The organism is Qipengyuania sp. SM2512, assembly GCF_054954005.1.
The window spans coordinates 1,495,379-1,522,165 of sequence record NZ_CM143134.1 but is presented as its reverse complement, the minus strand read 5'-3'; the positions used below and the strand labels follow the sequence as shown (position 1 = coordinate 1,522,165).

General features: G+C 66.5%; 21 protein-coding genes. 13 read left to right on the top strand and 8 right to left on the bottom strand.

Going from position 1 to position 26,787, the window contains the following annotated elements; genetic code table 11:
• The first annotated feature begins 62 nt into the window (after window positions 1–62).
• The 3 genes from groL (at window position 63) to ACQ5J0_RS07615 (ending at window position 4,706) form a co-directional block, all read left to right on the top strand.
• Window positions 63–1,712, top strand: coding sequence for a chaperonin GroEL (gene groL / locus ACQ5J0_RS07625; RefSeq protein WP_462569977.1), 1,650 nt, complete (start codon window positions 63–65; stop codon window positions 1,710–1,712).
• A gap of 181 nt (window positions 1,713–1,893) precedes the next feature.
• Window positions 1,894–3,705 carry a copper resistance system multicopper oxidase gene (locus ACQ5J0_RS07620; RefSeq protein WP_462569976.1) on the top strand — a complete coding sequence of 604 codons (1,812 nt, stop codon included), beginning with the start codon at window positions 1,894–1,896 and terminating at the stop codon, window positions 3,703–3,705.
• The gene (locus ACQ5J0_RS07615) at window positions 3,702–4,706 is read left to right on the top strand and encodes a copper resistance protein B (protein ID WP_462569975.1); all 1,005 of its coding nucleotides are present in this window, start codon (window positions 3,702–3,704) and stop codon (window positions 4,704–4,706) included. The genes ACQ5J0_RS07620 and ACQ5J0_RS07615 overlap by 4 nt, the downstream gene beginning before the upstream one ends.
• 25 nt (window positions 4,707–4,731) lie before the next feature.
• On the opposite strand, the gene ACQ5J0_RS07610 is transcribed toward ACQ5J0_RS07615, so the two are convergent.
• The 6 genes from ACQ5J0_RS07610 to ACQ5J0_RS07585 all read right to left on the bottom strand — a co-directional run bounded on the left by ACQ5J0_RS07610 (window position 4,732) and on the right by ACQ5J0_RS07585 (window position 12,136).
• The gene (locus tag ACQ5J0_RS07610) at window positions 4,732–4,881 is read right to left on the bottom strand and encodes a hypothetical protein (protein ID WP_462569974.1); all 150 of its coding nucleotides are present in this window, start codon (window positions 4,879–4,881) and stop codon (window positions 4,732–4,734) included.
• 102 nt (window positions 4,882–4,983) lie between these two features.
• Window positions 4,984–5,970, bottom strand: a complete 987-nt coding sequence (locus ACQ5J0_RS07605; protein ID WP_462569973.1) for an endonuclease/exonuclease/phosphatase family protein — start codon at window positions 5,968–5,970, stop codon at window positions 4,984–4,986.
• Between the two features lie 77 nt (window positions 5,971–6,047).
• Window positions 6,048–8,318: a DUF305 domain-containing protein gene (locus ACQ5J0_RS07600; protein ID WP_462569972.1), complete on the bottom strand. Its 2,271-nt coding sequence runs from the start codon at window positions 8,316–8,318 to the stop codon at window positions 6,048–6,050.
• Between the two features lie 94 nt (window positions 8,319–8,412).
• Window positions 8,413–9,381 carry a L,D-transpeptidase family protein gene (locus ACQ5J0_RS07595; RefSeq protein ID WP_462569970.1) on the bottom strand — a complete coding sequence of 323 codons (969 nt, stop codon included), beginning with the start codon at window positions 9,379–9,381 and terminating at the stop codon, window positions 8,413–8,415.
• Window positions 9,382–9,485: 104 nt separating this feature from the next.
• On the bottom strand, window positions 9,486–10,772 hold the full coding sequence (locus ACQ5J0_RS07590) for an acyl-CoA dehydrogenase family protein (RefSeq protein ID WP_462569969.1): 1,287 nt from the start codon (window positions 10,770–10,772) through the stop codon (window positions 9,486–9,488).
• Window positions 10,772–12,136: a phosphotransferase gene (locus tag ACQ5J0_RS07585; RefSeq protein WP_462569968.1), complete on the bottom strand. Its 1,365-nt coding sequence runs from the start codon at window positions 12,134–12,136 to the stop codon at window positions 10,772–10,774. Before ACQ5J0_RS07585 ends, ACQ5J0_RS07590 begins: the two co-directional genes overlap by 1 nt.
• Window positions 12,137–12,237: 101 nt before the next feature.
• Between ACQ5J0_RS07585 and ACQ5J0_RS07580 the strand changes: the two genes are divergently transcribed.
• Both ACQ5J0_RS07580 and ACQ5J0_RS07575 read left to right on the top strand, forming a co-directional pair.
• Complete coding sequence (locus ACQ5J0_RS07580) at window positions 12,238–12,648, top strand: baeRF12 domain-containing protein (protein WP_462569967.1); 411 nt, start codon at window positions 12,238–12,240, stop codon at window positions 12,646–12,648.
• Window positions 12,649–12,870: 222 nt separating this feature from the next.
• Window positions 12,871–13,842, top strand: coding sequence for a serine hydrolase (locus tag ACQ5J0_RS07575; protein WP_462569966.1), 972 nt, complete (start codon window positions 12,871–12,873; stop codon window positions 13,840–13,842).
• A gap of 98 nt (window positions 13,843–13,940) precedes the next feature.
• Here the strand turns inward: ACQ5J0_RS07575 and ACQ5J0_RS07570 are convergent, their stop codons facing one another.
• Window positions 13,941–14,213, bottom strand: coding sequence for a hypothetical protein (locus ACQ5J0_RS07570; protein WP_462569965.1), 273 nt, complete (start codon window positions 14,211–14,213; stop codon window positions 13,941–13,943).
• Window positions 14,214–14,432: 219 nt separating this feature from the next.
• Here ACQ5J0_RS07570 and polA point away from each other — a divergent pair, with 219 nt between their 5' ends.
• From polA to ACQ5J0_RS07555, 3 genes are read left to right on the top strand one after another with little or no spacing between them, the layout of a single operon-like run.
• Window positions 14,433–17,267: a DNA polymerase I gene (gene polA / locus ACQ5J0_RS07565; protein WP_462569964.1), complete on the top strand. Its 2,835-nt coding sequence runs from the start codon at window positions 14,433–14,435 to the stop codon at window positions 17,265–17,267.
• The gene (locus ACQ5J0_RS07560; RefSeq protein WP_462569963.1) at window positions 17,264–18,544 is read left to right on the top strand and encodes a CHASE3 domain-containing protein; all 1,281 of its coding nucleotides are present in this window, start codon (window positions 17,264–17,266) and stop codon (window positions 18,542–18,544) included. Before polA ends, ACQ5J0_RS07560 begins: the two co-directional genes overlap by 4 nt.
• Before the next feature lie 48 nt (window positions 18,545–18,592).
• Window positions 18,593–19,669 carry a mechanosensitive ion channel family protein gene (locus tag ACQ5J0_RS07555; RefSeq protein WP_462569962.1) on the top strand — a complete coding sequence of 359 codons (1,077 nt, stop codon included), beginning with the start codon at window positions 18,593–18,595 and terminating at the stop codon, window positions 19,667–19,669.
• Window positions 19,670–19,710: 41 nt separating this feature from the next.
• Here ACQ5J0_RS07555 and ACQ5J0_RS07550 read toward each other — a convergent pair whose 3' ends face one another.
• Complete coding sequence (locus tag ACQ5J0_RS07550) at window positions 19,711–22,017, bottom strand: CDC48 family AAA ATPase (RefSeq protein WP_462569961.1); 2,307 nt, start codon at window positions 22,015–22,017, stop codon at window positions 19,711–19,713.
• A 361-nt stretch (window positions 22,018–22,378) separates the two neighbouring features.
• On the opposite strand from ACQ5J0_RS07550, the gene ACQ5J0_RS07545 reads away from it, so the two are divergent.
• The 5 genes from ACQ5J0_RS07545 to ACQ5J0_RS07525 are packed head-to-tail and all read left to right on the top strand — an operon-like array spanning window position 22,379 to window position 26,786.
• A complete protein-coding gene (locus tag ACQ5J0_RS07545; RefSeq protein ID WP_462569960.1) occupies window positions 22,379–23,098 on the top strand; it encodes a CoA transferase subunit A in 720 nt (239 codons plus the stop codon).
• Entirely contained in the window at window positions 23,098–24,045 is a 948-nt protein-coding gene (locus tag ACQ5J0_RS07540) for a 5'-nucleotidase, lipoprotein e(P4) family (protein WP_462570077.1), read from the top strand. Before ACQ5J0_RS07545 ends, ACQ5J0_RS07540 begins: the two co-directional genes overlap by 1 nt.
• 1 nt (window position 24,046) lies before the next feature.
• Window positions 24,047–24,718 (top strand): CoA transferase subunit B, encoded by a 672-nt coding sequence (locus tag ACQ5J0_RS07535; RefSeq protein ID WP_462569959.1) that lies wholly within the window; start codon window positions 24,047–24,049, stop codon window positions 24,716–24,718.
• Window positions 24,718–25,599, top strand: a complete 882-nt coding sequence (locus ACQ5J0_RS07530; protein WP_462569958.1) for an alpha/beta hydrolase — start codon at window positions 24,718–24,720, stop codon at window positions 25,597–25,599. The genes ACQ5J0_RS07535 and ACQ5J0_RS07530 overlap by 1 nt, the downstream gene beginning before the upstream one ends.
• A 44-nt stretch (window positions 25,600–25,643) precedes the next feature.
• Window positions 25,644–26,786: a CaiB/BaiF CoA transferase family protein gene (locus tag ACQ5J0_RS07525; RefSeq protein WP_462569957.1), complete on the top strand. Its 1,143-nt coding sequence runs from the start codon at window positions 25,644–25,646 to the stop codon at window positions 26,784–26,786.
• The last annotated feature ends 1 nt before the right edge of the window (window position 26,787 follow it).

The window sequence follows — 26,787 nt, the reverse complement described above, 5'->3', positions numbered from 1 at the left end:
GCTGCCCGGTGCGCTGATCGCACCGCTTTCCATTACGAAACCAAATTCCAGGAGAAAACACAATGGCTGCCAAGGACGTGAAATTCTCGCGTGACGCACGCGAAGGCATCCTCCGGGGTGTCGATATCCTCGCCAACGCCGTCAAGGTCACGCTGGGCCCCAAGGGTCGCAACGTCGTGATCGAGAAGAGCTTCGGCGCGCCGCGCATCACCAAGGACGGCGTCACCGTCGCCAAGGAAATCGAACTGGCCGACAAGTTCGAGAACATGGGCGCGCAGATGATCAAGGAAGTCGCATCGAAGGCGAACGACGCCGCCGGTGACGGCACCACCACCGCCACCGTGCTCGCGCAGTCGATCGTGACCGAGGGCATGAAGTCGGTTTCGGCCGGCATGAACCCGATGGATCTCAAGCGCGGCATCGATCTCGCGGTGACCAAGGTCGTCGCCGATCTCAAGAGCCGGTCCAAGGACGTCTCGGGTTCGTCCGAGATCGCCCAGGTCGGCATCATCTCGGCCAATGGCGACCGCGAAGTCGGCGAGAAGATCGCCGAGGCGATGGAGAAGGTCGGCAAGGAAGGCGTGATCACCGTCGACGAGAGCAAGGGCCTCGAATTCGAGCTCGAGACCGTCGAAGGCATGCAGTTCGACCGCGGCTATCTCAGCCCCTACTTCATCACCAACCCCGAGAAGATGTCGGTCGAGCTCGACAACCCCTACATCCTGATCTTCGAGAAGAAGCTCGCCAATCTCCAGGCGATGCTGCCGATCCTCGAAGCGGCGGTGCAGTCGGGTCGTCCGCTGCTGATCATCGCGGAAGACATCGAAGGCGAGGCTCTGGCCACGCTGGTGGTCAACAAGCTGCGCGGCGGTCTCAAGGTCGCTGCGGTCAAGGCTCCCGGGTTCGGCGATCGCCGCAAGGCAATGCTGCAGGACATCGCGATCCTGACCAAGGGCGAGATGATCTCCGAGGACCTCGGCATCAAGCTCGAGAACGTCACGCTGGGCATGCTCGGCGAAGCCAAGCGCGTCACCATCGACAAGGACAACACCACCATCGTCGACGGCGCCGGTGACGAGGCCGACATCAAGGCCCGCGTCAACGAGATCCGCACCCAGATCGACAACACTTCGAGCGATTACGACAAGGAGAAGCTCCAGGAGCGTCTTGCCAAGCTCGCCGGCGGTGTTGCCGTGATCAAGGTCGGCGGCGCCACCGAGGTCGAGGTCAAGGAACGCAAGGACCGTGTCGACGACGCGCTCCACGCGACCCGCGCCGCGGTCGAGGAAGGCATCGTCCCGGGCGGCGGTACCGCGCTGCTCTATGCCGCCAAGTCGCTCGACGGTCTCGAAGGCGAGAACGAAGACCAGACCCGCGGTATCGACATCGTCCGCCGCGCGCTGCAGGCGCCGATCCGTCAGATCGCCGAGAACGCCGGTCACGACGGTGCGGTGGTCGCGGGCAAGCTCAACGACGGCAACGACCAGTCGATGGGCTTCAACGCGCAGACCGACACCTATGAGAACCTGGTCACCGCCGGTGTGATCGACCCGACCAAGGTCGTCCGCATCGCGCTGCAGGACGCCGCCTCGGTGGCCGGCCTGCTGATCACCACCGAAGCGGCCATCGCCGACAAGCCCGAGGACAAGTCCTCGGGCGGCATGCCCGACATGGGCGGCATGGGCGGTATGGGCGGCGGCATGGGCTTCTAAGCCAGCCACGGCCTGCGCTCCCGCTCCGGCGGGACTGCACAAGAAACGAGGCCCGGCGGGAGCGATCCTGCCGGGCCTTTTTTCATGCAGGCCGTGTGCGCCGGCCAGCACTGCAGTCGAGCACCGCTCTTGGGCGCTGCTTGCTTGCAATACCCCTCACGGGTATCTAGATCGCACCTCCATGAAGCTCGATCCGATCCTGTCGCCGCAGTTTACCCGCCGCTCGCTGCTCGGATCCGCCGGTCTGCTGGCAGGCGCGGGGCTGATGATGCCTTCATGGGCGCGCGGTGCCTCGCTCAGCCATGCGCGCAATGGCTTCGGCGAACTTTCGGGCGACGTGATCGACCTATCGATCGCCGATCATCACTTCACCACCGGCGGGCGCAGCGGCCACGCGATCGCGGTCAACGGCAGTGTCCCGGGCCCCTTGATCCGGCTGCGCGAAGGCCAGAATGTCCGGCTCAACGTGACCAATCGGCTGGCGGAGGACAGTTCGATTCACTGGCATGGGCTGTTGCTGCCGTTCCAGTTCGACGGCGTGCCCGGCGTAAGCTTCCCGGGGATCAAGCCCGGTCAGACCTTCAGCTACGACTTCCCGATCCGCCAGAACGGCACCTATTGGTGGCACAGCCATTCCGGGCTGCAGGAACAGGCGGGGCTCTATGGTCCGATCGTGATCGAGAGCGCCGAGCCCGACCCGCGCTACGACCGCGACTATGTGGTGCTGCTGAGCGAGTTCTCGCCGCTGCATCCGCATGAAATCGCGCGCAAGCTGAAAGTCGGCGAGCATTATTTCAACCGCCAGATGCTGACCGCGACCGAGGGCGAAATGCCGGGCGAACAGCGGCGGATGTGGGCGCAAATGCGGATGAACCCGCGCGACATCGCCGATGTCACCGGGGCCACCTACACCTATCTGATCAACGGCCACGGCCCGGCGGAGGCGCTGGAATACCTGTTCACACCCGGCGAGCGGATCCGGCTGCGGATCATCAACGGCTCGGCCATGACCTTCTTCAATGTCCGCATCCCCGGCGTGCCGATGATTGTGATCGCCGCCGACGGGCAGGAGGTGACGGAGGTCGAGGTGGACGAGTTCCAGATCGGCACCGCCGAGACCTACGACGTGATCGTGACGCCCGGCGATGGCAGCCACGCGCTGGTCGCCGAAGCGATGGACCGCTCGGGCATGGGCGTCGCCAGCCTGACCTCGCACCCCGGCCATCGCGCCACGCCGCCGCCGCTGCGCGAGACGCCGACGCTGACGATGGCCGATATGGGCATGGGCCGTTCGATGGAGAGTGGTCCGATGGACCACGGCGCGATGAACCATGACGGCGTCGATCATGCCGCCATGGGGCACGATTTGGGCGGCACTGGTGCGGACGCAGGAGCGGGCGCGGCGATGGATCACTCCATGCGCGATCTCTCGAAACTGCCGCCCGACGTCAAGACCGGCCCCGGCATCGACATGGTCAGCCCCATGCCGATGGACCGGATGGATTTTCCCGGCCTCGGGCTCGACAAAGTCGGCCACCGGGTGCTGCGCTACACCGATCTGGCGGCGAAGACCGCCAATCCGCACCGCATGCCCGAGCGCCAGATGGAGATCCATCTCACCGGCAATATGGAACGCTACATGTGGTCCTTCGACGGGAAGAAGTTCTCTGCGGTGACCGACGATCCGATCCGCTTCGCTTTCGACGAGCGGGTGCGGGTGAAACTGGTCAACGACACGATGATGGCGCATCCCATCCATCTGCACGGCCATTTCTTCGAACTGGTCAACGGCGCGGGGATGATGAACCAGCCGCTCAAGCACACCGTCATCGTCCAGCCGGGCGGCACCGCCCCTTTCGACCTCACTGCCAACGAGCCGGGCGACTGGGCCTTCCACTGCCACCTGCTCTACCACATGCACGCGGGCATGATGCAGACCGTGACCGTGCGTCCCTTCCCCGAGCCGGGGTCCGAACGGGGGACGGGCGCATGATTGTGCGCGCGACATCGCTCGCCTTGGGTCTGGCTCTGTGGAGTCAGCCGCTGGCCGCCCAGGACCATTCGGATCATTCCGGCCACGAGACCCCGCCCACGCAGGCCGAACCGACCGACCATTCGCAGCACCAGATGCCGCCCGCTGCGACGCCCGCCGCCGCGCCCTCGGCACAGCCCGCGATGGACCATTCCGCCCATGCGACGGACCATTCCACCGATCCGATGGACCATTCGGCGCACGCCATGGCATCCGTCCCGGCCACTCCCCCGCCGCCTGCGGCCTTCGAGGGGCCGCGCCATGCCGCCGATGTCATCTTCGGCGAGCGTGCCATGACCGAGGCCCGCGCGCGGAACCACGCCACCCATGGCGCCATGAAGACCGGCATGGTGCTGATCGAGCGGCTGGAGGCGCGAATCTCCGACGGCCATGACGCCTACCTTTGGGACCTGCTGGGCTGGTATGGCGGCGATATCGACCGGCTGGCGGTCAAATCCGAAGGCGAAGGAGAGTTCGGCGGCGCGCTCGACGATGCCGAGGTACAGGCGCTGTGGAGCCATGCGATCGGTCCCTGGTTCGACCTGCAGACCGGTGTGAAGCTCGATATCGAACCCGAATTGCGCAGCCATCTCGTCCTCGGGGTGCAGGGGCTGGCGCCCTATATGTGGCATGTCGATGGCGCGCTGTTCCTGTCGGATCGCGGCGATCTCACCGCGCGGATCGAGGGCGAGCACGACTGGAAACTGACCCAGCGTCTCATCCTCCAGCCCCGCGCCGAATTCGAACTGGCGGCGCAGGACATTCCCGAGCGCGGCCTCGGTGCCGGGCCGACCAAGCTCGAAGCCGGGCTGCGGCTGCGCTACGAAATCGTGCGCGAATTCGCACCCTATCTCGGGGTCGAATACGAGACCAAGCTGGGCCAGACCGCCGATCTTGCGCGCAACGCGGGCGAGGACCCAGACGGAGTCGCCGTGCTGATCGGGTTGCGCGCCTGGTTCTGACGACGCGCCAAATTCAGAACGACGGTTAGGCCATGAAGAGCGCGATCCATGTGGCGAGCACGGTCAGCGCAACGAGGACGATTGCGATCCTGAGCTGCAGCGAACGGCGCCGGCGACGCTTTTCCGCGCTGCGCCGCTTGATTTCTTTTGTCATTTGAATGTCGTGCTTGGCCATGACGTATTTCTACAATTCAAACGCTTAGGGTCAAGCTGGCAAGGTCGGGTATGCACAAGACCCGCTCCATAGGACGGTCGCCGGAATGAACCGACCGTCGGTTCAGGGCGCCGTCTGCGCCGGGGTCGGGACGATGCCGGCGTCGTCGGGCAGATTGCCATGGGTGGGCATCGGAGCGACGCAGACCCGGGCGAGCAACGGACGGTGGTCCGAGCCGACATCCTCGCCGATGGTGAGGCTCTCCACCGTGACACCCTGTTTGACGAAGATCTGGTCGAGCGGCCAGCCCAGCAGGACATAAGGCGCAGGGAAGGTGGCGAAGCTGCCGCGGCCCGCGCGCGGATCGGCATAGCCGCCCTCGCGGATGAATGCCTGCGTCGTGCTCGACCAGGGGACGTCGTTGAAGTCGCCGATGGCAAGCACATTGCCCAGCCCTTCGGGCGTCTGCGCGCCGGCCCGGGCGATATTGGCATCGCGCGAAGCGGTGGACTGCCCCGGCAATGGCGGGTGCGGATGCAGGCCGACCAGCTCGAACCGGGCGCCCTTGTCGGTGCGCAGGGTTGCGTAGAGCGTGGGCGTATCTGCATCGATGGTGTCCACCATCTGCGCGCGCTCCACCTCCAGCCGGGTGGCGAAGGCCATCCCGTATCTGTTGTCGAGCGGACGGGTCAGCGTGTAATCATAGCGCGCCAATTGCGGCTCCAGCGCATCGAGCCACGCCTGATCGGTCTCCATCAGCAGCAGGATATCGGGGTCGCTCCGCTCGATCAGCGCCGCAGTCTCTGCGTAGCGATCATTGCTCTGCAAGACATTGAGCGACAGTACGCGCGCGCAATTCATCGCGTCTCCGGCATCGGCCATCGGAACGCTCGAACCGGCGAGGAAAGTATAGGGCCAGATCCGCCACAGGTTGATGGCGATGGTGGCAACCAGCATGCCGATCACCAGCAGGCGACGCGGCCTGGCCCAGAACAGCGCCAGCACCGCGAGCAGCGCGGCCAGATAGATCGTCGGCTCGCGGACGAAATCCAGCACCCGGACCACGCCGCGATTGGTCCCGATGAGCGAGACCAGCGTCGCGAGCAGCAAGATCGCGGCAAGGACGAGCAGGATCCACCCCGCCCAGGACAGGGATCGGGCTGACCGGCCTGCTCGTCTCCTGCGCATCAGCCGCCCTGGCGGCTCGCCACGGCGGCTTCGACCACTTCGGCGGGCCAGGTGACCTGCGTCTGGGTCTGCGGGTTGAAGACATTGCCTTCATATTGCGCGGCCTCGGCGGCGGCGATTTCCGCTGCGGTGAGGAATTCGCTCGGCTCGAGCGCGAAGATGTCGAGCCCGCGGCTGATCTCTGTCGCGTAGATCCGGCCGTTGTACCAATAGGCGGACCAGTAGCCGCCGGTGACCAGCTGGTCGGCATCGACCGGGCCGCGATCGAAATAGGCGATCTCGAACGGGTTTTCCGAATCGGTGAAATCGATCACGCTGATCCCGCCCTGATACCAGGCCTGGACGAAGATATCGCGGCCCGGCACCGGAATGATCGAGCCATTGTGCGCGACGCAGTTCTCCATGTCGCTCTGCGGTGCGGGCAGCTTGTAGAGGCTGCGGAACTCCAGATTGCCGTTCTCGATCTCGTAGATCGCATTGGCGCCCCAGTTCATCGGATCGCCCGCCTGACAGCGCGGCCGCCCGCCGCCGCCCCATTCATCGGTGAACAGCACCTTGGTGCCGTCGTTGTTGAAAGTGGCCGAGTGCCAATAGGCAAAGCCGGTGTCGGTGACATCGTCGATCCGGACCGGCTTGAGCGGGTCGGAGATATCGAGGATGATGCCATTGCCCGAGCAGGCGCCTGCGGCGAGCTGCTTGGCCGGGAAGACGGTGATGTCGTGGCATTGATCGGTGCGGCTGGTGTCCTGCGTGCCGTCGCCGTGATCGCCGCCGCGCCACAGCCCGGCGATCTGGCCTTCCGCGGCGAAGATGCGCGGGCGGTCGACGATCCGCGCTTCGGCGGGGTTCGCCACCGGGATCTCGATCACGTCGATGCTGAACAATGCGGTGCGATCGTCGCCCGGCGCATCGATGCAGCCGGCGAGTTCGTCGTCCTCGCGCACGTACGAAGTGCCCGAATTGTAGAGCACGATCCGGTCCGCATCGGCCGAGACGATCGAATGGGTGTGGCTGCCGCGGCAGGTCTGCACCTGGCCGACCTGCATCGGCCGCGCGGGGTCGGAAATGTCGAAGATGCGGATGCCGCGGAAGCGCTCCTCGCTGACCCGGTCGGCGACGCCCTGCAGACCGCAATCGATCCGCGCGCGGCTGTCCTGCACGCTCATCACCAGCAGCTCGCCGACGATCGAGACGTCGCCCTGCCCGCCCGGGCAGACGGTCGAACTGACCAGTTGCGGCACGCCGTCCTCGCCGAGGCGATAGGCGTTGAAGCCGTGGTAATTGCCCGCCACCAGCAGATCGCCCGAGAAGGCCATGTCGGTGTTGGCGAAGGACAGCAGCGAGCCGCGCTGGCCGAAGCGGGGTTCTTCTTCCTCGTCGCCATCGCTGCGTGTCGTGGCCGCGGCGTCCTCGTCCTTTTCATCCTCGTCCTCATCGACGATGACCGGCTGGAGCTGCGCGGGGTTCTTCGGATCGAAGAAGCCTGCGGGCTTGGGCATCGCGCTGACCAGCCGCAGATTGCTGATCGCCTCGCCCGCATCGCGGAAGCCCGCCGCCAGCGTCGCGCGCGGATCGGCCGAGAGCCCGGCGGCGACCTCGTTCATCCGCTCGATCTCGGTCTTCTGGTCGCTGACGATGTCGTTGGAGAATTCGAACATCACCGGATCGTAGGCGGTGCCCGGCTGGCGATGGAGCTGCTCGACCATGTCGATCGCGCCCATATGGTGGGCGATCATCAATTGCAGGAACTGGCGGTCGAACTCGGTCCCCTTGGCCGCCGCCAGCGCGTCCATCTGGGCGCGGGTCGCCATGCCCTTCATCATCGAATGGCCGGCATGCGGGTCGGCGCCGGGCGCCATGCCGTGCTCGGCGTGGTCGCCCATCGCCATCGCCGCGGCGGCTTTGGCGGGCTGGCCGCGCGCCACCAGCCAGTCGCGCATGAACTCGATCTCGTCGGCCTGGCTGGCATCGATCCGCCCGGCGATCGCGACGATATCCTCGTTGTTGGTCCGCCCCTCGACCAGCGCGGCCATTTCGACCGCCTGCGCGTGATGGATCATCATGTCCTGCATGAAGCGAACATCGCCCGGAGCATAGCTGGTGTCGGAGAGCTGCAGCGCCTCCTCCGCCCCGATCACCCGGCTCTGCTGGCCCGGCGCGCCCGGCAGCACGATCTGTGCTTCCTGCGCGAACGCCCCCGACGTGAACGCGACGGTGGATGTGCCGAGCAGCAGCGTAGCGCCCAAGGCGCGGGCGAAGGTCGATGTCATGGCTATCTCCGGAAAACCCCAATTCTTCTGGCGGCTATCGTCGCCATCCGGGTCGCCGGGTCAAGCCAAATCGCCGCGACGCGAAGTCACTGGTCTAGTTGAAAACGACCTTGGTCGATCCGGCCTCAACGGCAGCAGCCAGATTGCGGGCATCCCAATTGGTCAGGCGCACACAGCCGTGGCTGGCGTTTTTGGCGATCGAGGACGGATCGCTGGTGCCGTGGATACCGTAGCCGGCCTTGCCCAGATCGATCCAGACTCCGCCGATCGGATTGTTGGGGCCGGGCGGGATGATCAGCGTCTCGTCCCCGCCCCAATCCTGATCGGACGGATCGAAGGTGTAGTTCGCCTCCGGCGCGACCGCGTTCACCTCCATCGCTCCCGAAGGGGAGGGAAATTGCGAACTGCCGACCGTCGCCGGGAAGGTTGCGAGCAGATTGCCGTCGTCGCCGTAGGCGCGCACCTCGCTGGCCGATTTGTCGATCTCGATCCGTGCGACCTTGCCCTCCAGAGCCGTGTCTCCGGTCTGCGCGACGAGGATTTCGGTACCCGCAGTAAAGCTCTTGCCGGGGTTGAGCGCCTCGAGCAGCCCTTCGGTCATGTGGAACTTCTCGGCGAGCTTTTCCGCCGGGCTGGAATATCCGATCCAGTCGCGCTTCGCCATTTGCGCCATGCTGGATGGCACCGGGCGGAACGGTCCGGACACGTCTTCGCTGGTAACGGTATAGGTCCTCACCAGCGGGTCGGAGCCGAACCGGCTGCGCAGCGCCGACAGCACCTCGTCATCCATCTCGCCATCGGCATCCATTCCGTTCGCCTGCTCGAAGGCGGCGAGAGCCCGGCTGGTGTTGCCACCGCTGTAGCCATCGATGACGCCCGGCGAATGGCCGGCGCGATCGAGCAGGACCTGCACCGCCATGATCTGCCTGCTGCGTTCATCGGAAAACACGGCACCGGGTACATCGGCTTCGAAAGTCTGCGCGGTCGCGGGCATGGCGAGGGACAGGAGCGGGGCGCTGGCGAGCAGGCCGGCGGCGAGGGCAGGACGGAATAGAGCGGGCATGGAAATCCTCGGGTCGAGTAGTCTCGGAGACCGGCCCGACATCGTCGGGCCGGTCGGCTGTTCCTGTAAAAACCCCTGGAGCCCTGCCGTGTTCCGGAAATCCCTTAGCCGAACATCCCCTTGCGCGGGCCGAGATAGCCGAACAGGTAGGCCCCCACCTTGCGCATCTGGATCTCCTCCGCGCCCTCGGTGATGCGGTAGCGGCGGTGATGGCGGTAGATGTGTTCGAAGGGCTTCTCGCGGCTGTAGCCGATCCCGCCATGGACCTGCATCGCGCGGTCGGCCGCCTCGCAGACCAGCCGGTTGGCCCAGTAATTGCACATCGAGACCTTGTCCGAGAGCGCGCTCTCGATCTCCTTGTGCGGGAGCCGGTCCATCTCCCAGGCGGTCTTGTAGATCAGCAGCCGCAGCATCTCGCACTGGGTGGCGAGCTCGACCAGCGGGAACTGGATCGCCTGGTTGCGCGCCAGCTCCTGTCCGAAGGGTTTGCGGGTGCGGGCGTAGCGCACGCTCTCCTCCACGCAGAACTGCGCCGCGCCGAGGCTGGATGCCGCCTGCCGGATGCGGTTCTGGTGGACGAAGCTCTGCGCCAGCGCGAGCCCGCGGCCCTCCTCGCCCAGCAAAGCCTCATCGGGGACCCAGACCCCCTTGAGGAAGAACCGCGCGTGGTCGGTGGGCATGTTGAAGGTCCAGACGTATTCGTCGATCTCGAGCCCTTCGGCGGGGCTGGGGACGAGGAAGCAGCTGATGCCCTTCGCGTCCCCCGCCCCGCCCGAGGTCCGCGCGAACACCGCGACATGGGTGGCGTGGTGCATGCCGGTGATCCACATCTTGGCCCCGTCGATCCGCCAGCCGGGTGTGCCATCGCGGGTCTCGCGCACCGCGACGGTGTCCATATGGGTGGCGTCCGAACCGTGCTCGGGTTCGGTCAGCCCGAAGGCGACGCGCCGTTCGCGCGCGAAACCGCCCTTGATGAACTCCTCCTTCTGCGCCTCGGTGCCGAAGGTCTCGAACATGGCGACGAAGGGGAAATTGCCGACGATCGAATGCTCGTTCTGGAGATCGTTGTGCAGGCCCAGCCCGCGCTGCGCGAAGCGGTCGCGGATCACCGCCATCCACAGGTTGGAGCCGTCCTTCCCGCCGTATTTCTTCGGCGCCGAAAAGCGCCAGTGGCCAGCCTCGTCGGCGCGGGTCGCGGCCTCGACCAGCAATTGCTCCCATTCGCGGTTGGGCAGGCCCTGGCGCTCCCAGTCGGTGCGCGCATCCTCGCGGCGGTGGTCGAAGAAGCGGATGTTGTCGCCCTGCGCCACCAGCGGCTCGATCTCGGCCGCGATGAAGCGTTCGAGCTCGGCGTAATAGTCTTCCAGGTCCTGGGGTATCGCGAAATCCATCAGCTCTCTCCGGTCCATTGCGCCTTCGCCGATGCGAGAGCGGGGTATTTGGGTATGTCGGCGGCCAGCTTGACGAGCGCACGGCGGCGCAGCTTCGCCAGCAGCCTGGGTTCGGCCAGATCGCGCTCCCCCGCCAGCAGCGCCTGCGCGAGGTCGCGGTCGGCGACCGCGACGCCTGCAGCTTCCTCGCGCGCAATCATGCCCAGCGCGTTGCGCGCCACCGCCAGCTGGAAGCGGTCGTGGCCTTCCATGCGGTCCTTCACCGTGGCGAGGAATTCGGCAATGGCGGTGGCGATTTCGCCGGTGGAGGCTTCGCCCTCGCGTTCCCTAGCGGGTGTCTCGGGTGGCAGGGGCCGGTCGCGTTCTGCCTGCGGGGCCTCTTCTTCCAGCAGCATCAGCAGGTCGAGTTCCTGCTCGCTGGTCCGGCGCGAGATGACCACGCGTTCGAGCATCCGGTCGTGCCCTTCGCGCCAGACCCGCGCCATCCTCAGGCATCCCAGCGCCCACCACACCGTGCGATAGACCAGCCAGTAGCGGAAGCGGTCGCGGTCGACCGTCACGCCGCTTTCGGCCTCGTAGGCCGCGAACCAGTCCTCGAGCGACCCCAGCCCCAGCGCCGGGCGGTCAATCCGCGAAAAGCGCCAGACCGTCATACAGGCGAAGGCGAGATCCTCGTGGCGATCGCCCCGATGCGCCAGCTCCCAGTCGAGCACCCCGGTGAGCGCGCCATCCTCGACGAGGATGTTGCCCAGCCGGTAGTCGCCATGCACCAGTACCGGTTCGGCCCGCGCGGGCAGGTGGTCGCCGAGCCATTTCAATCCCAGCGCGATAATCGGCCGGTCGCCCCCCGCCTCTTCGAACTGGACGCGCAGGCCGTCGAGCGCCTCGGCATAGTCCATTTCGGGGATGTCCGCGGGCAGCGCCTCGGCGTCGAGCGCGTGGATCCGTGCCAGATCGCGCGCGCATTGCGAGAGCAGCTCTCCGGGGCGCTCCATCGCCAGGATCGCGCCGGGATCGGGAGTGCCGGGCAGCGCGCGCATCACGAAACCGCTGCCGATCGCGTCTTCGGGCTCGAGCTCGACCACCACTTCGGGCGCCGTCACCCCCGCGGCCTGCGCGGCGCGGATAATCGCCGCCTCGGTGCCGTGGCCGAAGGGCCGGTCGGCCATGAAGGCGAGGCTGGGGGCGCGGCGCAGCACGAAACTGCCCCCGCCGGACCCGCTGTCGCCCGCTTCGAAGCGCCAGCTTTCCATCGTCGCGCCGCCGGTCAGCCGCGCGAGTTGCTCTGGCGGCGGCAGGCCGACGCGCGCGAGCGCCCGCGCCAGCCCGGCGCGCAAATCCTCCATGTCCCTTGCCTCTCCCATCGCGCGCACTGTCGCACCGGTGCGGCTTTTGCTCAAGTCCCGGAGCAAAGCGCGGCGCGGCGCATTGATGGGGCAAGAATAACCACTCCAAGGAGATGCCGATGAAACTGCCGCACAAGGCCCATGTCGCCCTGATCGACGGAACGACTTTCACCGTGATGCGCAACACCGGAACCCCGTTCGAGCCAAAGCTCGAAGGTGCAAACAAGCCCGACCTGTCCGCGACCAATTTCAGCGCCGGCGTGCGGCATCAGGACAATGGTGGACGCGAGAGGGGCACCAGCACGCAGCTCGACGAACTGGCCCATGCGGCGGCTGCGACCGAATGGATCAACGCCAAGGCGATCGCCGGGGAGATCGACGATGTGCTCATCATCGCCGACCCCAAATCGCTGGGCGAAATGCGGCGCCATTATCACACCGAGCTCAAGCAGCGGCTGGTCGGCGAGATCGACAAGACGCTGACCGGCGAGACCACCCAGCGCATCGAACAGGCGATCGCCGCTGCCTGATTCTTCACCATGAGCAATGCGGGCCGGGACTTGCCGATCGCGAAAGCGCCGGCGGGTTCCCGGCCTGCGCAATCTTCTGTCGCTTCGTCGACACTTGTCGTCGCAAATCAGCTTGTTGCGCAATCGCGAGACGCGTTAAGCATCTGCCAACTCAAGACGTGATAGGCAGGTCGCATGCGGATCAGAACATTAGCAACGACTGTCGGCGCGGCCCTGCTGGGAATGGCAGCCCCCGCCCTCGCCAACACCGATTCGGCCCAGACCACGCCGCTCGAAGCGACCTTCGATGCGACATTGGGCACGCAGGTCCGCCCGCTCCCAACCTATCAGGCGGTCTACGAGACCGGGTTCGAGCGCCGAATCGCCCAGCTTGCGGATGGCAGCAACGGCCGGATCGGCGTAGCGGCGATCGACCTCACCACCGGACAGCAGATCGCAATTCTGGGCGACCAGCGGTTCCCGCTCGCCAGCACCAGCAAGATCGCCATTGCCGCCACCTTCCTCGAGGGCGTCGAACAGGGGCGCTGGAGCCTGACCAGCGAATTCCCGCTGCTGTGGGCGCGCAAATCGGCGCGCTTTTCCTCGCCCGTCGCGCCGGTGAGCGAGGGCAAGCACATGAAGGCGATCGATCTGATCGAGATCATGATCACCCGCTCGAGCAATCCCGCGACCGATGCGCTGCTGCGGGTGGTCGGAGGTCCCGATGCGGTGAATTCCTGGATGCGCCGCAACGGCATGACCGAGTTCAGCATCGACCGCGACATCGCCACGCTGGTGCGCGACGATGGCGAGTTCGACCCTGCGCATCATATCGACCGCCGAGACAGCGCGACTCCGGGCGAAATGGTCGAATTGCTGACCGGGCTCTATCAGGGCAAGTTCCTCACCGCCAAGAGCCGCCGCGTCATATTGAGCGCGATGAGCCGGACCCGGACCGGCACCCGCCGCATTCCGGCCATGATGCCCGCCGGCGTGCGGGTCAGCCACAAGACCGGCTCGCTCAACAACACCTCGAGCGATGTCGGTGTTCTCGAAATGCCCGACGGGCGCACCGTGGCGCTGGCGATCTATGTCACCGGCCAGGGTTCCCGCCCCGCGCGCGAAGCCAAGATCGCGGCGATCGCCCGGGCGATCCACGATGGCTACGATGCCCAGGCTAAGGTCTGGACCAACGCGCAATACGGCGGCCAGTAAGCCGGCGCGGCGCTAGCGTCGGCTCCTGACATCCACACACGAAAAAGGGCGGCACCTCGCGGCGCCGCCCTTCGTTTCAATCCGTTAAAGGGATCGAATTAGTCGACCTGAGCTTCAGTGACGGTTTCGTCCTGAAGCTCGGCTTCGGCGCCGGCAGCAGCGGCGTCGGCTTCGGTCACGACTTCTTCAGCACCGGCTTCCATCTCGGCACCCATGGTGTCGACTTCGGCGCCCATGGCGTCCATGTTGGTCTCGGTGTCGGCCACGGCGCTTTCGGTGGTGACTTCGGCGCTGTCTTCGGTGGCTTCCGAGCAAGCGGCGAGGGTCAGAGCGGCGGCCGAAGCGGCGGCGACGAGAGCGATCTTACGCATAGATGAATTCCTTGATCGGAGAGTTCTGAGCGGCCCTGCTAAGGCACCGCGCGAGACCTCAATGTGGCCTCACAATGTCCAAATAATGGCGACAATGTGACCGCGCAAGCGAATTCGACTCATTGCGGCCTTATTTGGCCGTGTTGGCCTAAACTTCCCTAAAGTTCCGTGCGCTCAAACCGCTCCCCAATCGGGCGACCCGCTGCTAGACCCCGCGCCATGTCAGCAAAGCAGCATCTCTATCTGGTCGACGGGTCGGCCTATATCTTCCGGGCCTACCACCGCCTCCCGCCGCTCACCGATCCGCAGGGGACTCCGGTGGGCGCGGTCTATGGCTACACCACCATGCTGTGGAAGCTGGCGCAGGATCTCGACGACGCCGAGGGACCGACCCATCTGGCGGTGATCCTCGACAAGGACAGCAAGTCGTTCCGCAACGACATCTACCCCGCCTACAAGGCCAACCGGCCGGAACCGCCCGAGGATCTGCGCCCGCAGTTCCCGCTGATCCGCGATGCCACCCGCGCCTTCAGCCTGCCCTGCATCGAGGAGCAGGGGCTCGAGGCAGACGATCTGATCGCCACCTATGCCCGCGTGGCGCAGGCGCAGGGCTGGGATGTCACCATCGTCTCCTCCGACAAGGATCTGATGCAGCTTGTGGGCGAGCGCGACGGCGCCCGGATCGACATGCTCGACACGATGAAGAGCCAGCGGATCTATATCGAGGAGGTCGAGGCCAAGTTCGGCGTCGCGCCCGAGCTGGTCGGCGACGTGCTCGCACTGATGGGCGATTCGGTCGACAACATCCCCGGCATCTACGGGATCGGTCCCAAGACCGCGAGCAAGCTCATCGCCGAACACGGCTCGCTCACTGCCGCGCTCGATTCGGCGGAAGGGATGAAGACCTCCAAGCTCAAGGAGCGGCTGATCGAGCATCGCGGCGATGCCGAGATGAGCCGCGTGCTGGTCACGCTCAGGGAAGATTGCGACCTTCCCCAGCCGCTCGCCGAGTTCGAGCTCGATGGCGTGCCCCCCGAACCGCTGGCCGCCTTCCTCGAGAAGCACGGTTTCACCAGCCTGCTGCGCCGGCTCGGCGCGGGCAGCGGCAGCCCCGACCGGCCCAACAATCTCGACCGCGAGAAGGCGCAGACTGCCGGCGCGCAGGGCGATGCCGGCGGCAATCGCCAGCCGCCCCCGGAATTCCCCGAGCTCGACCGCTCGGCCTACGCCACCGTGACCACCCGCGCCCAGCTCGACGAGTGGATCCACCGCGCCTTCGCCGCGCGGATCATCGCGGTCGATACCGAAACCAGCAGCCTCGACGCGATCCAGGCCGATCTGGTGGGGGTCAGCCTCGCGCTGGGTCCCAACGACGCCTGCTATATCCCGCTCGGCCACGGCGGCAGCGACATGTTCGCCGAGCGTCCCGAGCAGATCGACCGCGCCGAAGCGCTCGCCGCGCTCAAGCCGCTGCTCGAAAGCGATGCGGTGCTCAAGGTCTTCCAGAACGCGAAATACGATCTCAACGTGCTCGCCAAGAACGCTATCGACGTCGCGCCGATCGACGACACGATGATCGTCAGCTTCGCGCTCGACGCCGGGCGCTCCGAACAGGGGATCGGCGGCGGCCACGGGATGGACGAGCTGGCCGAGCGCCACCTCGGGCACACATGCCTGACCTTCAAGGAGTTGTGCGGCACCGGCAAGAAGGCGATCCCCTTCGGCGAGGTCCCGCTCGACAAGGCGACGCAATACGCCGCCGAGGATGCCGACGTCACCTGGCGGCTGCACAGCCTGCTCAAGCCGCGGCTCGCGGTCGAGGGCGGGACTCGGATCTACGAACGCGTCGACCGGCCGCTCATCCCGGTGGTGGCGCGGATGGAGCGCCGCGGCATCAAGGTCGATCGCGCCCAGTTGTCGCGCCTGTCGGATGAATTCGCCGGCGAGACCGCGCGGCTCGAGGGTGAGATCCACCAGCTGGCGGGGCGCGACTTCGCGGTCGGCAGTCCCAAACAGCTGGGCGACGTGCTGTTCGAGGAAATGGGCCATCGCGGCGGGCGCAAGGGCAAGAGCGGGCAGTATTCGACCGATCAGGCGGTGCTCGAGCGGCTCTCCGCCGAGGGCGCGCCGATCGCCGCCAAGGTGCTCGAATGGCGCCAGCTGGCCAAACTCAAATCGACCTATACCGACGCGCTGCAGCAGGCGATCAACCCCGACACCGGCCGGGTCCACACCAGCTACAGCCTCGTCGGAGCGCAAACCGGGCGGCTGTCCTCGACCGATCCCAATTTGCAGAACATCCCGATCCGCACCGCAATCGGGCGCCAGATCCGCGAAGCCTTCGTGCCCGAGGAAGGCCATGTCCTGCTCGCAGCCGACTATTCGCAGATCGAACTGCGGCTCGCCGCGCATATGGCCGATGTCGGCGCGCTGAAAGAGGCTTTCGCCGCGGGCGAGGACATCCACAACCGCACCGCGCTGGAAATGTTCGGCAGCGTCGACCGCGAGACCCGCGCGCGCGCCAAGACGATCAATTTCGCCATTCTCTACGGCATTTCGCGCTGGGGGCTGGCGGGCCGTCTCGGGGTCGAGCCCGACGAGGCGCAGGCGATGATCGACACCTATTTCCAGCGCTTCCCCGGGATCCAGCGCTATATTCTGGAGACGCTCGAACAGGTGCGCGGCTGCGGCTATTCGCAGACGCTGTTCGGGCGCAAGACCTGGTTCCCGCGGATCAACGCCAAGAACCAGGCCGAGCGTCAGGGTAGCGAGCGCGCGGCGATCAACGCCCCGATCCAGGGCACCAGCGCCGACATCATCAAGCGGGCGATGGTCCGGATGGAGCCTGCGCTCGAGGCGGCGGGCCTGGGCAGGGCCCGAATGCTGCTGCAGGTGCACGACGAACTGGTGTTCGAAGTGCCCGAGGGCGATGTCGAGGCCGCCTCGCCGGTGATCGAGCGGGTGATGGCCGAGGCCGCCCTGCCCGCGGTCGAGCTGTCGGTCCCGCTGGGGATCGATATCGGCAGCGGCATGAGCTGGGATGCCGCGCATTGAAGCGTTACGTTGCCTTCGCCCGCCAGGATCGCACCTTCCGCTGGGCCAATGTCGCGCTGCTCGGGATCACCGCTGCGGCGATGTTCGGAGTGATTTTTTCGGTCTACCAGACGGTAGAGAGCGAGCGCGAGACCCGCGAGCAGGTGCGGATGACCAACGAGGTGCTGACCGATCTGCGCAGCGTCAGCCAGGCGGTGCTCAACGCCGAGACGGGGCAGCGGGGCTATCTGATCACGCTCGATCGCCGCTATCTGGAATCCTATCTTGCCGGACGCGAGCAGATCGATCCCACGCTCGGGCGTCTGGAAGTCTCGCTGGCCGAGGACGCCACCGCGCGACAGAAGGAATTGTACGACCGGATCGAGACGCTGACCGCGGCCAAGTTCGCCGAGCTCGATTCCTCGGTGCGGCTGCTCGACAACGGCCAGTTGCTCGATGCGCGCCGCGCGGTCCTCTCGGACGAGGGGCACGAGACGATGGCTCGGCTGCGCCGTTCGATCAACGAGATGGAGCGGATCGAGCTCGAACTGCTCGCCCTCGCCACCGCGGAGACCGCGCGCGCCGAGGCCCGCGTCCTGCCGCTGCTGGGCGGGCTGGTGCTGCTGCTGATCCTCGCCATGGTCTCGACCGCACGGCTGGTGGCGCGCACCGCGCGCGCCGAGGCCGAAGCGGCGCAGGCGCTGGTGCTGGGCGAGGCGCGCGACCGTGCCGACCTGCTGGCACGCGAACTCAATCACCGGGTCAAGAATCTGTTCGCGGTGGTGCTGGCCATCGTCCAGCTCAGTGCGCGCGACAAACCCGAAGCGAAGCCGGTCACCGATGCCATCGGCGAACGCATCCGCGCGCTGCTGACCGCGCATGAGGTGTCGCAGGGCGAACTCGACCGTCCCGTGGCTTCGCTGCGCGCTCTGGTCGAGACCAGCCTCGCCCCCTATCGCTCCGAACGGCTGCAGGCGAAGATCGAAGGCGAGGAGATCCTGTTGCCCGCCGCGCAGGTCACCCCGCTGGGTCTGGTGCTGCACGAACTGACCACCAATGCGGTGAAATACGGGGCTTGGTCGCAGGGCGGCACGATCGAGGTTGATTGGAGGCGCGAGGGCAGTGAATTGCGGCTGGTCTGGCGCGAGCGCGGTGTCGCCGTGGAACAGCAGCCCGAGCGGCGCGGCTTCGGCAGCATGCTGATGATCAGCGCCGCCCGGCAGTTCGGCGGCTCGCTCGAGCGCGACTTCCACGCCGACGGGCTCGAAGTGGTGATTGTGCTTCCGGTCAAGGACTAGCGCGCTGCGTCCGGTTGTCTTCGCGCAGGCGGGCAGCTAGGCGGCGTGATGTTCGACCGCTACGATCCGCGCAATTGGGACCTTTCCTGGGAAGCAGTGGCCCACACTGCGATCGCGATCGGCGTCCCGGTGCTGATCGCGCTGATTCTCCACGCCGTCCTTTTCAAGATGCTGCGCCGCATCGCCCGCATGTCGAGCACCTGGCTGGACGATGTCATCCTCGATACGGTGCGTCGCCCTTTGCGCTGGGCGATGGCCGGCTGGGCGATCTCGATCGCAGTGCATGGCGACCCGCAGATCGAGGGCGGCTGGGAAACGGCGATGAGCTATATCACACCCGCCCTGATGGGCTGGGTGCTCTATGCGCTGGTCAAGGGCGTCGCCGCCGGCCTCGAACGAGAAGCCGAGGACGCCGCGGATCCGGTGGCGATGCGCACCCGGCGCACGCGCATCTCGATCCTCAGCCGCACGGTCGGTTTCGCGATCATACTGGTCACGATTTCGCTGATCATGCTCAACATTCCCGGTGTGCGCGATGTCGGGGTGACGCTGATGGCCTCGGCCGGCCTGGCTGCGCTCGCCGTCGGCGCAGCCGCGCAGCCGGCGCTCAAATCCTTGATCGCCGGACTGCAGATGGCGCTCACCCAGCCGCTGCGGCTGGGCGATATGGTCAAGGTCGATGGCGAGGTCGGGCGGGTGGAAGAGATCCGCATGAGCTTCGTGACGGTCCGGATCTGGGACGAACGGGTGCTGGTGGTACCGACGATCCGCTTCCTCGACGAGAGCTTCGAGAACTGGTCGCGATTGAGCGAAAGGCTGACCGGGCCCGTGTATCTGCATCTCGACCCCGCGTCCGAGGTCCAGCCGATCCGCGAGGAGTTCGAGCGCTTCGTCACGGCGCACGACCTGTTCGACGGGCGCAATCTGGCGCTTTTGATGACCGAAGCGCACCCCGAAAGCATGGAACTGCGGCTGTCGGTAAGTGCCGCCAGCATTGGCGACTTGTGGAACCTGCGCTGCGCCACGCGCGAGCACATGGTCTCCTGGCTGCAGAAGCACATGCCCGACGCGCTGATCCGCCACCGGCTGGAAGTCCAGGCGGCGAACGAGCGCGCCAACGCCTGACGAGCGGCGCTGGGGGGACCCGTGCCCCGCCCAGTGCGCCGTCAGTCGTGCTTGGCGTCCCGGGTGGAAGACACCATGCCGTCGTGGATAAAGCCGATCGGGATCCCCTCGGCCGCCCGCTTCTTGAGCTCGCCCTGCATCTTCTTGTATTCCTGCTCCATCTGCACCGTCACCGTGGCACGCGAATCGCCCAGCGCTTCCTCGAAATCGATCGCCGAGACCTGCGTCACGTCGTTGCCGACGCGGCGCAGCGCGTTGAGTCCAGCGCGGCGCACGACATCCTCGAGGTCCGCCCCGGTAAAGCGCTCGGTCTTGCCCGCGATCGTGGCCAGTTCGACATCCGCGGCCATCGGCATGTCGCGGGTGTGGATGCTCAGGATGTGCTCGCGGCCTTTCTTGTCCGGGGTGCCGACATAGACCAGTTCGTCGAAGCGGCCCGGACGCAGCAGCGCCGGATCGACCAGCGTCGGGCGATTGGTGGCACCGATTACCACCACCGATTGCAGCTCCTCGAGCCCGTCCATCTCGGCGAGGATGGTGTTGACCACCCGGCCGGTGACCTGGGGCTCGCCGCTACCGCTGCCGCGCGCAGGGACCAGCGAATCGATCTCGTCAATGAAGATGACGCAGGGCGCCACCGCGCGCGCGCGGCGGAACATACGCGCGATCTGCTGTTCGCTCTCGCCGTACCATTTGGACAGCAGGTCGCTCGACTTCATCGAGATGAAATTGGCTTCCGCCTCCTTGGCAACCGCCTTGGCGAGCAGAGTCTTGCCGGTGCCGGGCGGCCCGTAGAGCAGGAAGCCCTTCGCCGGGCGAATTCCGAGACGGTGGAACGCCGCGGGGTTCTTCATCGGCAGTTCGATGCCCTCCTTGAGCTTGTCGACCGCTGCGGAGACCCCGCCGATATCGCTCCATGCGACATTGGGCACTTGGACCATGACCTCGCGCATGGCGCTGGGCTGGACGCGCTTGAGCGCCGAGATGAAATCCTCTCGGCTGACGTAGAGATCGTCGAGCACTTCGGGTGGTATGGTGCGCTCGTCGAGATCGAGCCGGGGCATAATCCGGCGTACCGCATCGATCGCCGCCTCGCGCGCCAGCGCGGCAATGTCCGCGCCGACGAATCCGTGCGTGGTGCGCGCCAGCTCCATCAGATCGACCTTGTCGCCCAGTGGCATACCGCGGGTGTGGATGCCGATGATCTCACGGCGGCCGTTCTCGTCGGGGACGCCGATCACGATCTCGCGGTCGAAGCGGCCCGGACGGCGCAGCGCCTCGTCGATCGCATCGGGACGGTTGGTCGCGGCGATCACCACCACATTGGTCCGCGCCTCGAGCCCGTCCATCAGCGTGAGCAGCTGGGCGACCAGCCGCTTCTCGGCCTCGCCCGGCACGCGGTCGCGCTTGGGCGCGATCGAATCGATCTCGTCGATGAAGATGATCGCGGGCGCATTGCGGCTGGCCTCCTCGAACACCTCGCGCAGGCGCTTCTCGCTCTCGCCATAACCCGAGCCCATGATTTCGGGGCCGTTGATGATTGTAAAATAGGCGTCGCTCTCGTTGGCGACAGCCTGGGCCAGCCGGGTCTTGCCGGTGCCGGGCGGCCCGTGGAGCAGCACCCCCTTGGGCGGATCGACGCCGAGCCGGGTGAACAGTTCGGGATAACGCAGCGGCAGCTCGACCATCTCGCGCAATTGCTTGATGGTGTCCTCCATCCCGCCAACGTCGTCGTAATTGACTGTCGCGCGGCCGCCGGCAGGCTCTTCGAATTCGGCGCGCAGCTCGACCTCGGTGTTCTCGTCGATATGGACGATGCCCTTGGGCGCGGTCGAGACCACGGTGAGGCGGATCTGGGTGAGCGCGTAGGCGGGCGCATTGAACATGCGGCGCACTTCGGGCGGCATGTTCTGGACCGGCTGCTGCCCTGTGGTGGCGACCAGATCGCCCGCGACCAGCGGCTTCTGGAAGAAATTGCGTTTGAGCGCCTGGGTCGGCCCCTGCAGCCGCATCTCGCGGCTGGCGGGGGCGAACACCACCCGCGTGGCGGGGCGCGATTCGGCAACCGCGATATGGACATGCTCGCCCGAGCCGACCTCCGCATTGCCGCGCTGCAGCCCGTCGAGCCGGACCACGTCGAGCGACTGGTCCTCGTCGTAGGCGGGCATGGCGAGCGCGGCGGTCACGCGCTTGCCGGTGATCTGGACGACGTCGCCCTCGGTGATGCCAAGCGCCTGAAATGCGGTCCGCGGGATGCGGGCGATGCCCTGCCCGCTTTCCTCCTGCCGCGCCGCCGCAACCTGGAGCCGGACGGTCTTCTCGTCGATCGCTGCTTCCGCTTCTGCCATGCCCGGTCTCGTTCCTTTGCGTTCTGTCGACAAGGGGCAGATTGGGTGCGCCCTTCACAGATGCAACCGAGCAGGAGGCCGATGGGGTCCGAAAAGCTTGCGCGAGGAAGGCCCGGCATGCGGCCCTGCATGCGGAACGCGGGCAGAAAAAAGCCCGGCTGGATAAACCGGCCGGGCTTGGAAGTCTTGGGAGAGGATGCCTAAAAGGCAGGGAGGCATATGCAGTTGCAGCAATTTTTGTGCAAGTGCGAAAAGAACATTGTTAGTTGCAAGAAGCGCAATGATCCGTTGCAAATGGCGCCGTGCCAAGCGCCGCGATCGCCCCCGTGACAGCGCCCCCGCACCTCGCTAAGCGAGCGGCATGAACAAGCTCTATCCCGATGCCGCCGCCGCCCTCGAGGGGTTGCTCAAGGACGATATTTTGATCGCCAGCGGGGGCTTTGGCCTGTGCGGCCTGCCCGAACGTCTGCTCGACGCGATTCGCGACAGCGGAGTGAAGAACCTCACCTTCGCCAGCAACAACGCCGGGATCGACAATGAGGGCATCGGCAAGCTGCTGCGGACGCGACAGGTGCGCAAAATGATCTCCTCCTATGTCGGTGAGAACAAGGAGTTCGAGCGCCAGTTTCTCGCCGGCGAGCTCGAGGTCGAATTCTGCCCGCAGGGGACGCTGGCCGAACGGATGCGCGCCGGCGGAGCAGGAATTCCCGGCTTCTACACGAAGACCGGCGTCGGCACCCAGGTGGCCGAGGGCAAGGAGGTCAAATCCTTCGATGGGCCCGGTGGCACCGAGGACTACATCCTCGAGCACGGCATCTTCGCCGATCTCGCCATCGTCAAGGCATGGAAGGCCGACGAAACCGGCAATGTGGTATTCCGCAAGACCGCGCGCAATTTCAACGTCCCCGCGGCGACCTGCGGCAAGGTCTGCGTGGTCGAGGTCGAAGAGATCGTCCCCGCCGGAAGTCTCGACCCCGACTGCATCCACCTGCCCGGCGTCTATGTTCAGCGCCTGATCCTGGGCGCGCCCTACGACAAGCAGATCGAGTTCCGCACCGTACGCGAAAGGGAGGCGGCGTGATGCGCCTCTCTCGCGCAACCGCTGTCGCCACAAGCGCCGCGGCCTTGCTGCTCGCCGGTTGCGCCACCACTGCGAGCGAATACGCGGCACCGATCAGCGAAGCGCCGCTGCCGGCGACGCTGGCTGCCGAGGCGCCCGACAGTGTGCGCTGGCTCTATGGTTCGGGCGAAGCGGCAGGCGCCTCGATCCAGGCGTTCCGCGCGCTGGCCGATTATGCGATCACCAAGGCGCGCCAGCGCAGCGTTCCGCAATCGGTGCCGATGGGCCTGCCCGGGGCGAGCGGCGGGGTCGGCCAGCCGGCTTGTCAGGAGGACGACCGGATCAAACCGCTAGCGGTGGTCTTCGATGTCGACGAGACGCTGCTCCTCAACCTCGGGGCCGAATATCAGAAGATCATGTCGGGCGGCTCTTTCGATCCGGAGCTGTGGGACGAGTGGGAGCGCAGCGGTTCTCCGGGCGCGGCCCCCGTGCCCGGCGCCGTGACCGCTCTGAGAGCCTTGCGGGAAGCCGGAATTACGCCGGTCTTCAATACCAATCGCGAGGCCGCCAATGCCGAGCAAACCGAAGCGGCGATCGCGGCCATCGGACTTGGCCCGGCAGTGCACGGCGAGACGCTGTTCCTGCGCGGTGACGACGCGACCGGCGGCCGCAAGGACACCCGCCGCGCCAGGATCGCCGAGAGCTATTGCGTGATTGCACTGGCGGGGGACAATCTGGGCGATTTCGCCGATGTCTTCAACGAACCCGCTCTGGGCGTGCAGGAACGACGCCGGCTCGCCGGGCGCGGACAGTTCGCCACACTCTGGGGCAATGGCTGGTTCCTGCTGCCCAACCCGGTCTACGGCGCGTCGATCCGCGGAACATTGGGCGAGGTGTTCCCGCCCGAAGCGCGCTGGACGCCCATAGAAGAGCGGGCCGCGCCCGCCATCATGAACGAAGGCAATTGAGATGAGCGACACGAACACCGCCAGCGGGTGGACGCGCAACCAGATGGCCGCGCGCGCCGCGCAGGAGCTCGAGGACGGCTATTACGTCAATCTGGGCATCGGCATTCCGACGCTGGTCGCGAACCATATCCCCGAGGGCATGCATGTTACGCTCCAAAGCGAGAACGGGATGCTCGGGATCGGCCCCTTCCCCTATGAAGGCGAGGAGGACGCCGACCTGATCAACGCTGGCAAGCAGACCATCAGCGAATTGCCCCATTCGGCCTATTTCGACAGCGCCACCAGCTTCGGGATGATCCGCGGCGGGCATATCGACCTGACCGTGCTCGGCGCGATGGAAGTGGCCGAGAACGGCGATATCGCCAATTGGATGATTCCGGGTAAGATGATCAAGGGCATGGGCGGCGCAATGGATCTGGTCGCGGGGGTCAAGAAGATCATCGTGGTGATGGATCACACCGCCAAGGACGGCAGCCCCAAGTTCATCCCCCAGTGCACGCTGCCGCTGACCGGCACCGATGTGGTCGATATGGTGGTCACCAATCTCGGCGTGTTCCGCCGCCCGGACCATGCCAGCCCGTTCCGGCTGGTCGAACTCGCGCCCGGCGTGACCGAGGACGACATCGCCAGGAGCACCAGCGCGCATTACGAGGTCGCGCTCGAGGCGAACTGATGAAGGGAGCCATGGCGGTCGTCGCGCTGATCGCGATCGTGGCGCTTGGCGTCGCGATCGCCGTCACCTCGCCGCCCAGGCTTCTCTCGCTGTTCGATGCTGCGGCCGGGGGCGGCGCGGGCACCGAGCAGACGGGTTCCGCAATCGCGTTTGGCGAACACGGCCAGACACTGGACGTATGGGCACCCGATCGGGGGAGCGAAGCCGCGCGCCCGGTGGTCGTGTTCTTCCACGGCGGCGGCTGGGTGAAGGGCGACCGCGAGGCCTATGCCTTCGCCGGGCGGGCCTTCGCCAGGAAGGGCCTCCTCGTGGTCGTGCCCGATTACCGCAAGGTGCCGGACGTACGCTTTCCCGCCTTCATAGAGGACGGAGCCGACGCGGTCCGCTGGACGCGCGACAACATCGCCAGATTCGGCGGCGATCCGGAGCGGATCGCGCTGGTAGGCCATTCCGCCGGTGCGCATACCGCGGTCACGCTGGCGCTCGACCCCCGGTGGTTGCAGGCGGCGAATGTCGCACCCGACACCGTCAAGGCCGCGATCGGCCTGTCCGGCCCTTACGATTTCTACCCTTTCGACAAGAAGCGTTCGATCGATGCGATGTCCCGCTGGCCACAGCCGCGCGACACCCAGCCGATCGCGTTCGCGCGAGCCGACGCTCCGCCGCTGCTGCTCATCACCTCGAGCGAGGACGACGTGGTCAGGCCATATAACGCGATCAACCTCGCCGAGCGTCTGCGCGAGGTCGGCGCACCGGTCGAGTTCGAGAACTACCGGGGGCTCGGCCATGAAGACGTGGTCATGGCACTCTCCAAGCCGTTTCGCGACAAGGCGCCAGTGCTCGATCGCAGCGCCGCGTTCCTCGAGGACGCGCTGCGCTAGCTCCCGGGTTGACCGATGGAACGCTCTGGCCCAGCGAAGCGGCCATGTGGCTCGATCAACCCCGCAATCCCAATGCTCCGCTCGCCGGGCTCAAGGTCCTCGAACTCGCGCGCGTGCTCGCCGGACCGTGGACCGGGCAGATCCTCGCCGATCTGGGCGCCGACGTGATCAAGGTCGAGAGTCCCGAGGGCGATTCGACGCGCCAATGGGGCCCGCCCTGGGTCGAGCATGAGGGCGAGCGGACCGCCGCCTATTACCATGCCTGCAACCGCGGCAAGCGCGGGATCGTCGCCGATTTTCGCAACGCCGAGGACCTCGCGCGGCTCAAGAGTCTGATCGCCGAAGCGGATGTGCTGATCGAGAACTTCAAGCCGGCCACGCTGGACAAGTTCGGGCTCGATTACCCGGCGCTCGCCGCGGCGAACCCCGCGCTGGTCTATTGCTCGATCACTGGCTTCGGGCAGGACGGCCCGCGCCGTGACGAGCCGGGCTACGACTTCGTGGTCCAGGGGATGAGCGGGTTCATGGCGCTGACGGGAGAACCCGAGGGTGCGCCGATGAAGATGGGGATCTCGGTCAGCGATCTGTCCTGCGGGGTCTGGGCGGCCAATGCGGTGCAAGCGGCGCTGCTGATGCGGTACCGCACCGGCAAGGGCCAGTGGATCGACATGGCGCTGATGGACTGCTCGGTCGCGATGCTTGCCAACCAGGCGCTGAGCCATTTCGCCACCGGGGAGAACCCGGAGCGGATGGGCAATGCGCATGCACAGGTCGGGCCTTATGGCGTTTATCCGGTCGCGGACGGCCATGTGATCTTGGCCCCGGCGAACGACGGACTGTTCCACAAGCTGATGACGCTGCTCGGCCGCGCCGAACTGGCGCAGGATCCGCGTTTCGCCAGCAATGGCGGGCGGATCGAGCACCGCGCGCCGCTCGAAAGCGCCATCGCCGAGGCGACGTGCGGCTGGAGCCAGGCCGAGTTGCTAGCCGCCTGCCGCAAAGCGGGCGTCCCGGCAGGGCCGATCAACGATCTCGACGCGGTCTTCGCCGACCCGCAGGTTCAGGCGCGCGGGCTGAAGATCGAACTCGACGGGATGCCGGGCGTGCGCAGCCCGTTCAACTTCTCAGGAGCGGAACTGGCGCTCGATCGTCCCAGCCCTCGCCACGGCGAGCACCGAAGCGACTGAC

Excerpts from the sequence above, each read along its gene's own strand:
- groL (WP_462569977.1), top strand. The coding sequence starts at position 63 with ATGGCTGCCAAGGACGTGAAATTCTCGCGTGACGCACGCGAAGGCATC.
- ACQ5J0_RS07620 (WP_462569976.1), top strand. The coding sequence starts at position 1,894 with ATGAAGCTCGATCCGATCCTGTCGCCGCAGTTTACCCGCCGCTCGCTG.
- ACQ5J0_RS07615 (WP_462569975.1), top strand. The coding sequence starts at position 3,702 with ATGATTGTGCGCGCGACATCGCTCGCCTTGGGTCTGGCTCTGTGGAGT.
- ACQ5J0_RS07610 (WP_462569974.1), bottom strand. The coding sequence starts at position 4,881 with ATGGCCAAGCACGACATTCAAATGACAAAAGAAATCAAGCGGCGCAGC.
- ACQ5J0_RS07600 (WP_462569972.1), bottom strand. The coding sequence starts at position 8,318 with ATGACATCGACCTTCGCCCGCGCCTTGGGCGCTACGCTGCTGCTCGGC.
- ACQ5J0_RS07595 (WP_462569970.1), bottom strand. The coding sequence starts at position 9,381 with ATGCCCGCTCTATTCCGTCCTGCCCTCGCCGCCGGCCTGCTCGCCAGC.
- ACQ5J0_RS07590 (WP_462569969.1), bottom strand. The coding sequence starts at position 10,772 with ATGGATTTCGCGATACCCCAGGACCTGGAAGACTATTACGCCGAGCTC.
- ACQ5J0_RS07585 (WP_462569968.1), bottom strand. The coding sequence starts at position 12,136 with ATGGGAGAGGCAAGGGACATGGAGGATTTGCGCGCCGGGCTGGCGCGG.
- ACQ5J0_RS07580 (WP_462569967.1), top strand. The coding sequence starts at position 12,238 with ATGAAACTGCCGCACAAGGCCCATGTCGCCCTGATCGACGGAACGACT.
- ACQ5J0_RS07575 (WP_462569966.1), top strand. The coding sequence starts at position 12,871 with ATGGCAGCCCCCGCCCTCGCCAACACCGATTCGGCCCAGACCACGCCG.
- ACQ5J0_RS07570 (WP_462569965.1), bottom strand. The coding sequence starts at position 14,213 with ATGCGTAAGATCGCTCTCGTCGCCGCCGCTTCGGCCGCCGCTCTGACC.
- polA (WP_462569964.1), top strand. The coding sequence starts at position 14,433 with ATGTCAGCAAAGCAGCATCTCTATCTGGTCGACGGGTCGGCCTATATC.
- ACQ5J0_RS07555 (WP_462569962.1), top strand. The coding sequence starts at position 18,593 with ATGTTCGACCGCTACGATCCGCGCAATTGGGACCTTTCCTGGGAAGCA.
- ACQ5J0_RS07550 (WP_462569961.1), bottom strand. The coding sequence starts at position 22,017 with ATGGCAGAAGCGGAAGCAGCGATCGACGAGAAGACCGTCCGGCTCCAG.
- ACQ5J0_RS07545 (WP_462569960.1), top strand. The coding sequence starts at position 22,379 with ATGAACAAGCTCTATCCCGATGCCGCCGCCGCCCTCGAGGGGTTGCTC.
- ACQ5J0_RS07540 (WP_462570077.1), top strand. The coding sequence starts at position 23,098 with ATGCGCCTCTCTCGCGCAACCGCTGTCGCCACAAGCGCCGCGGCCTTG.
- ACQ5J0_RS07535 (WP_462569959.1), top strand. The coding sequence starts at position 24,047 with ATGAGCGACACGAACACCGCCAGCGGGTGGACGCGCAACCAGATGGCC.
- ACQ5J0_RS07530 (WP_462569958.1), top strand. The coding sequence starts at position 24,718 with ATGAAGGGAGCCATGGCGGTCGTCGCGCTGATCGCGATCGTGGCGCTT.
- ACQ5J0_RS07525 (WP_462569957.1), top strand. The coding sequence starts at position 25,644 with ATGTGGCTCGATCAACCCCGCAATCCCAATGCTCCGCTCGCCGGGCTC.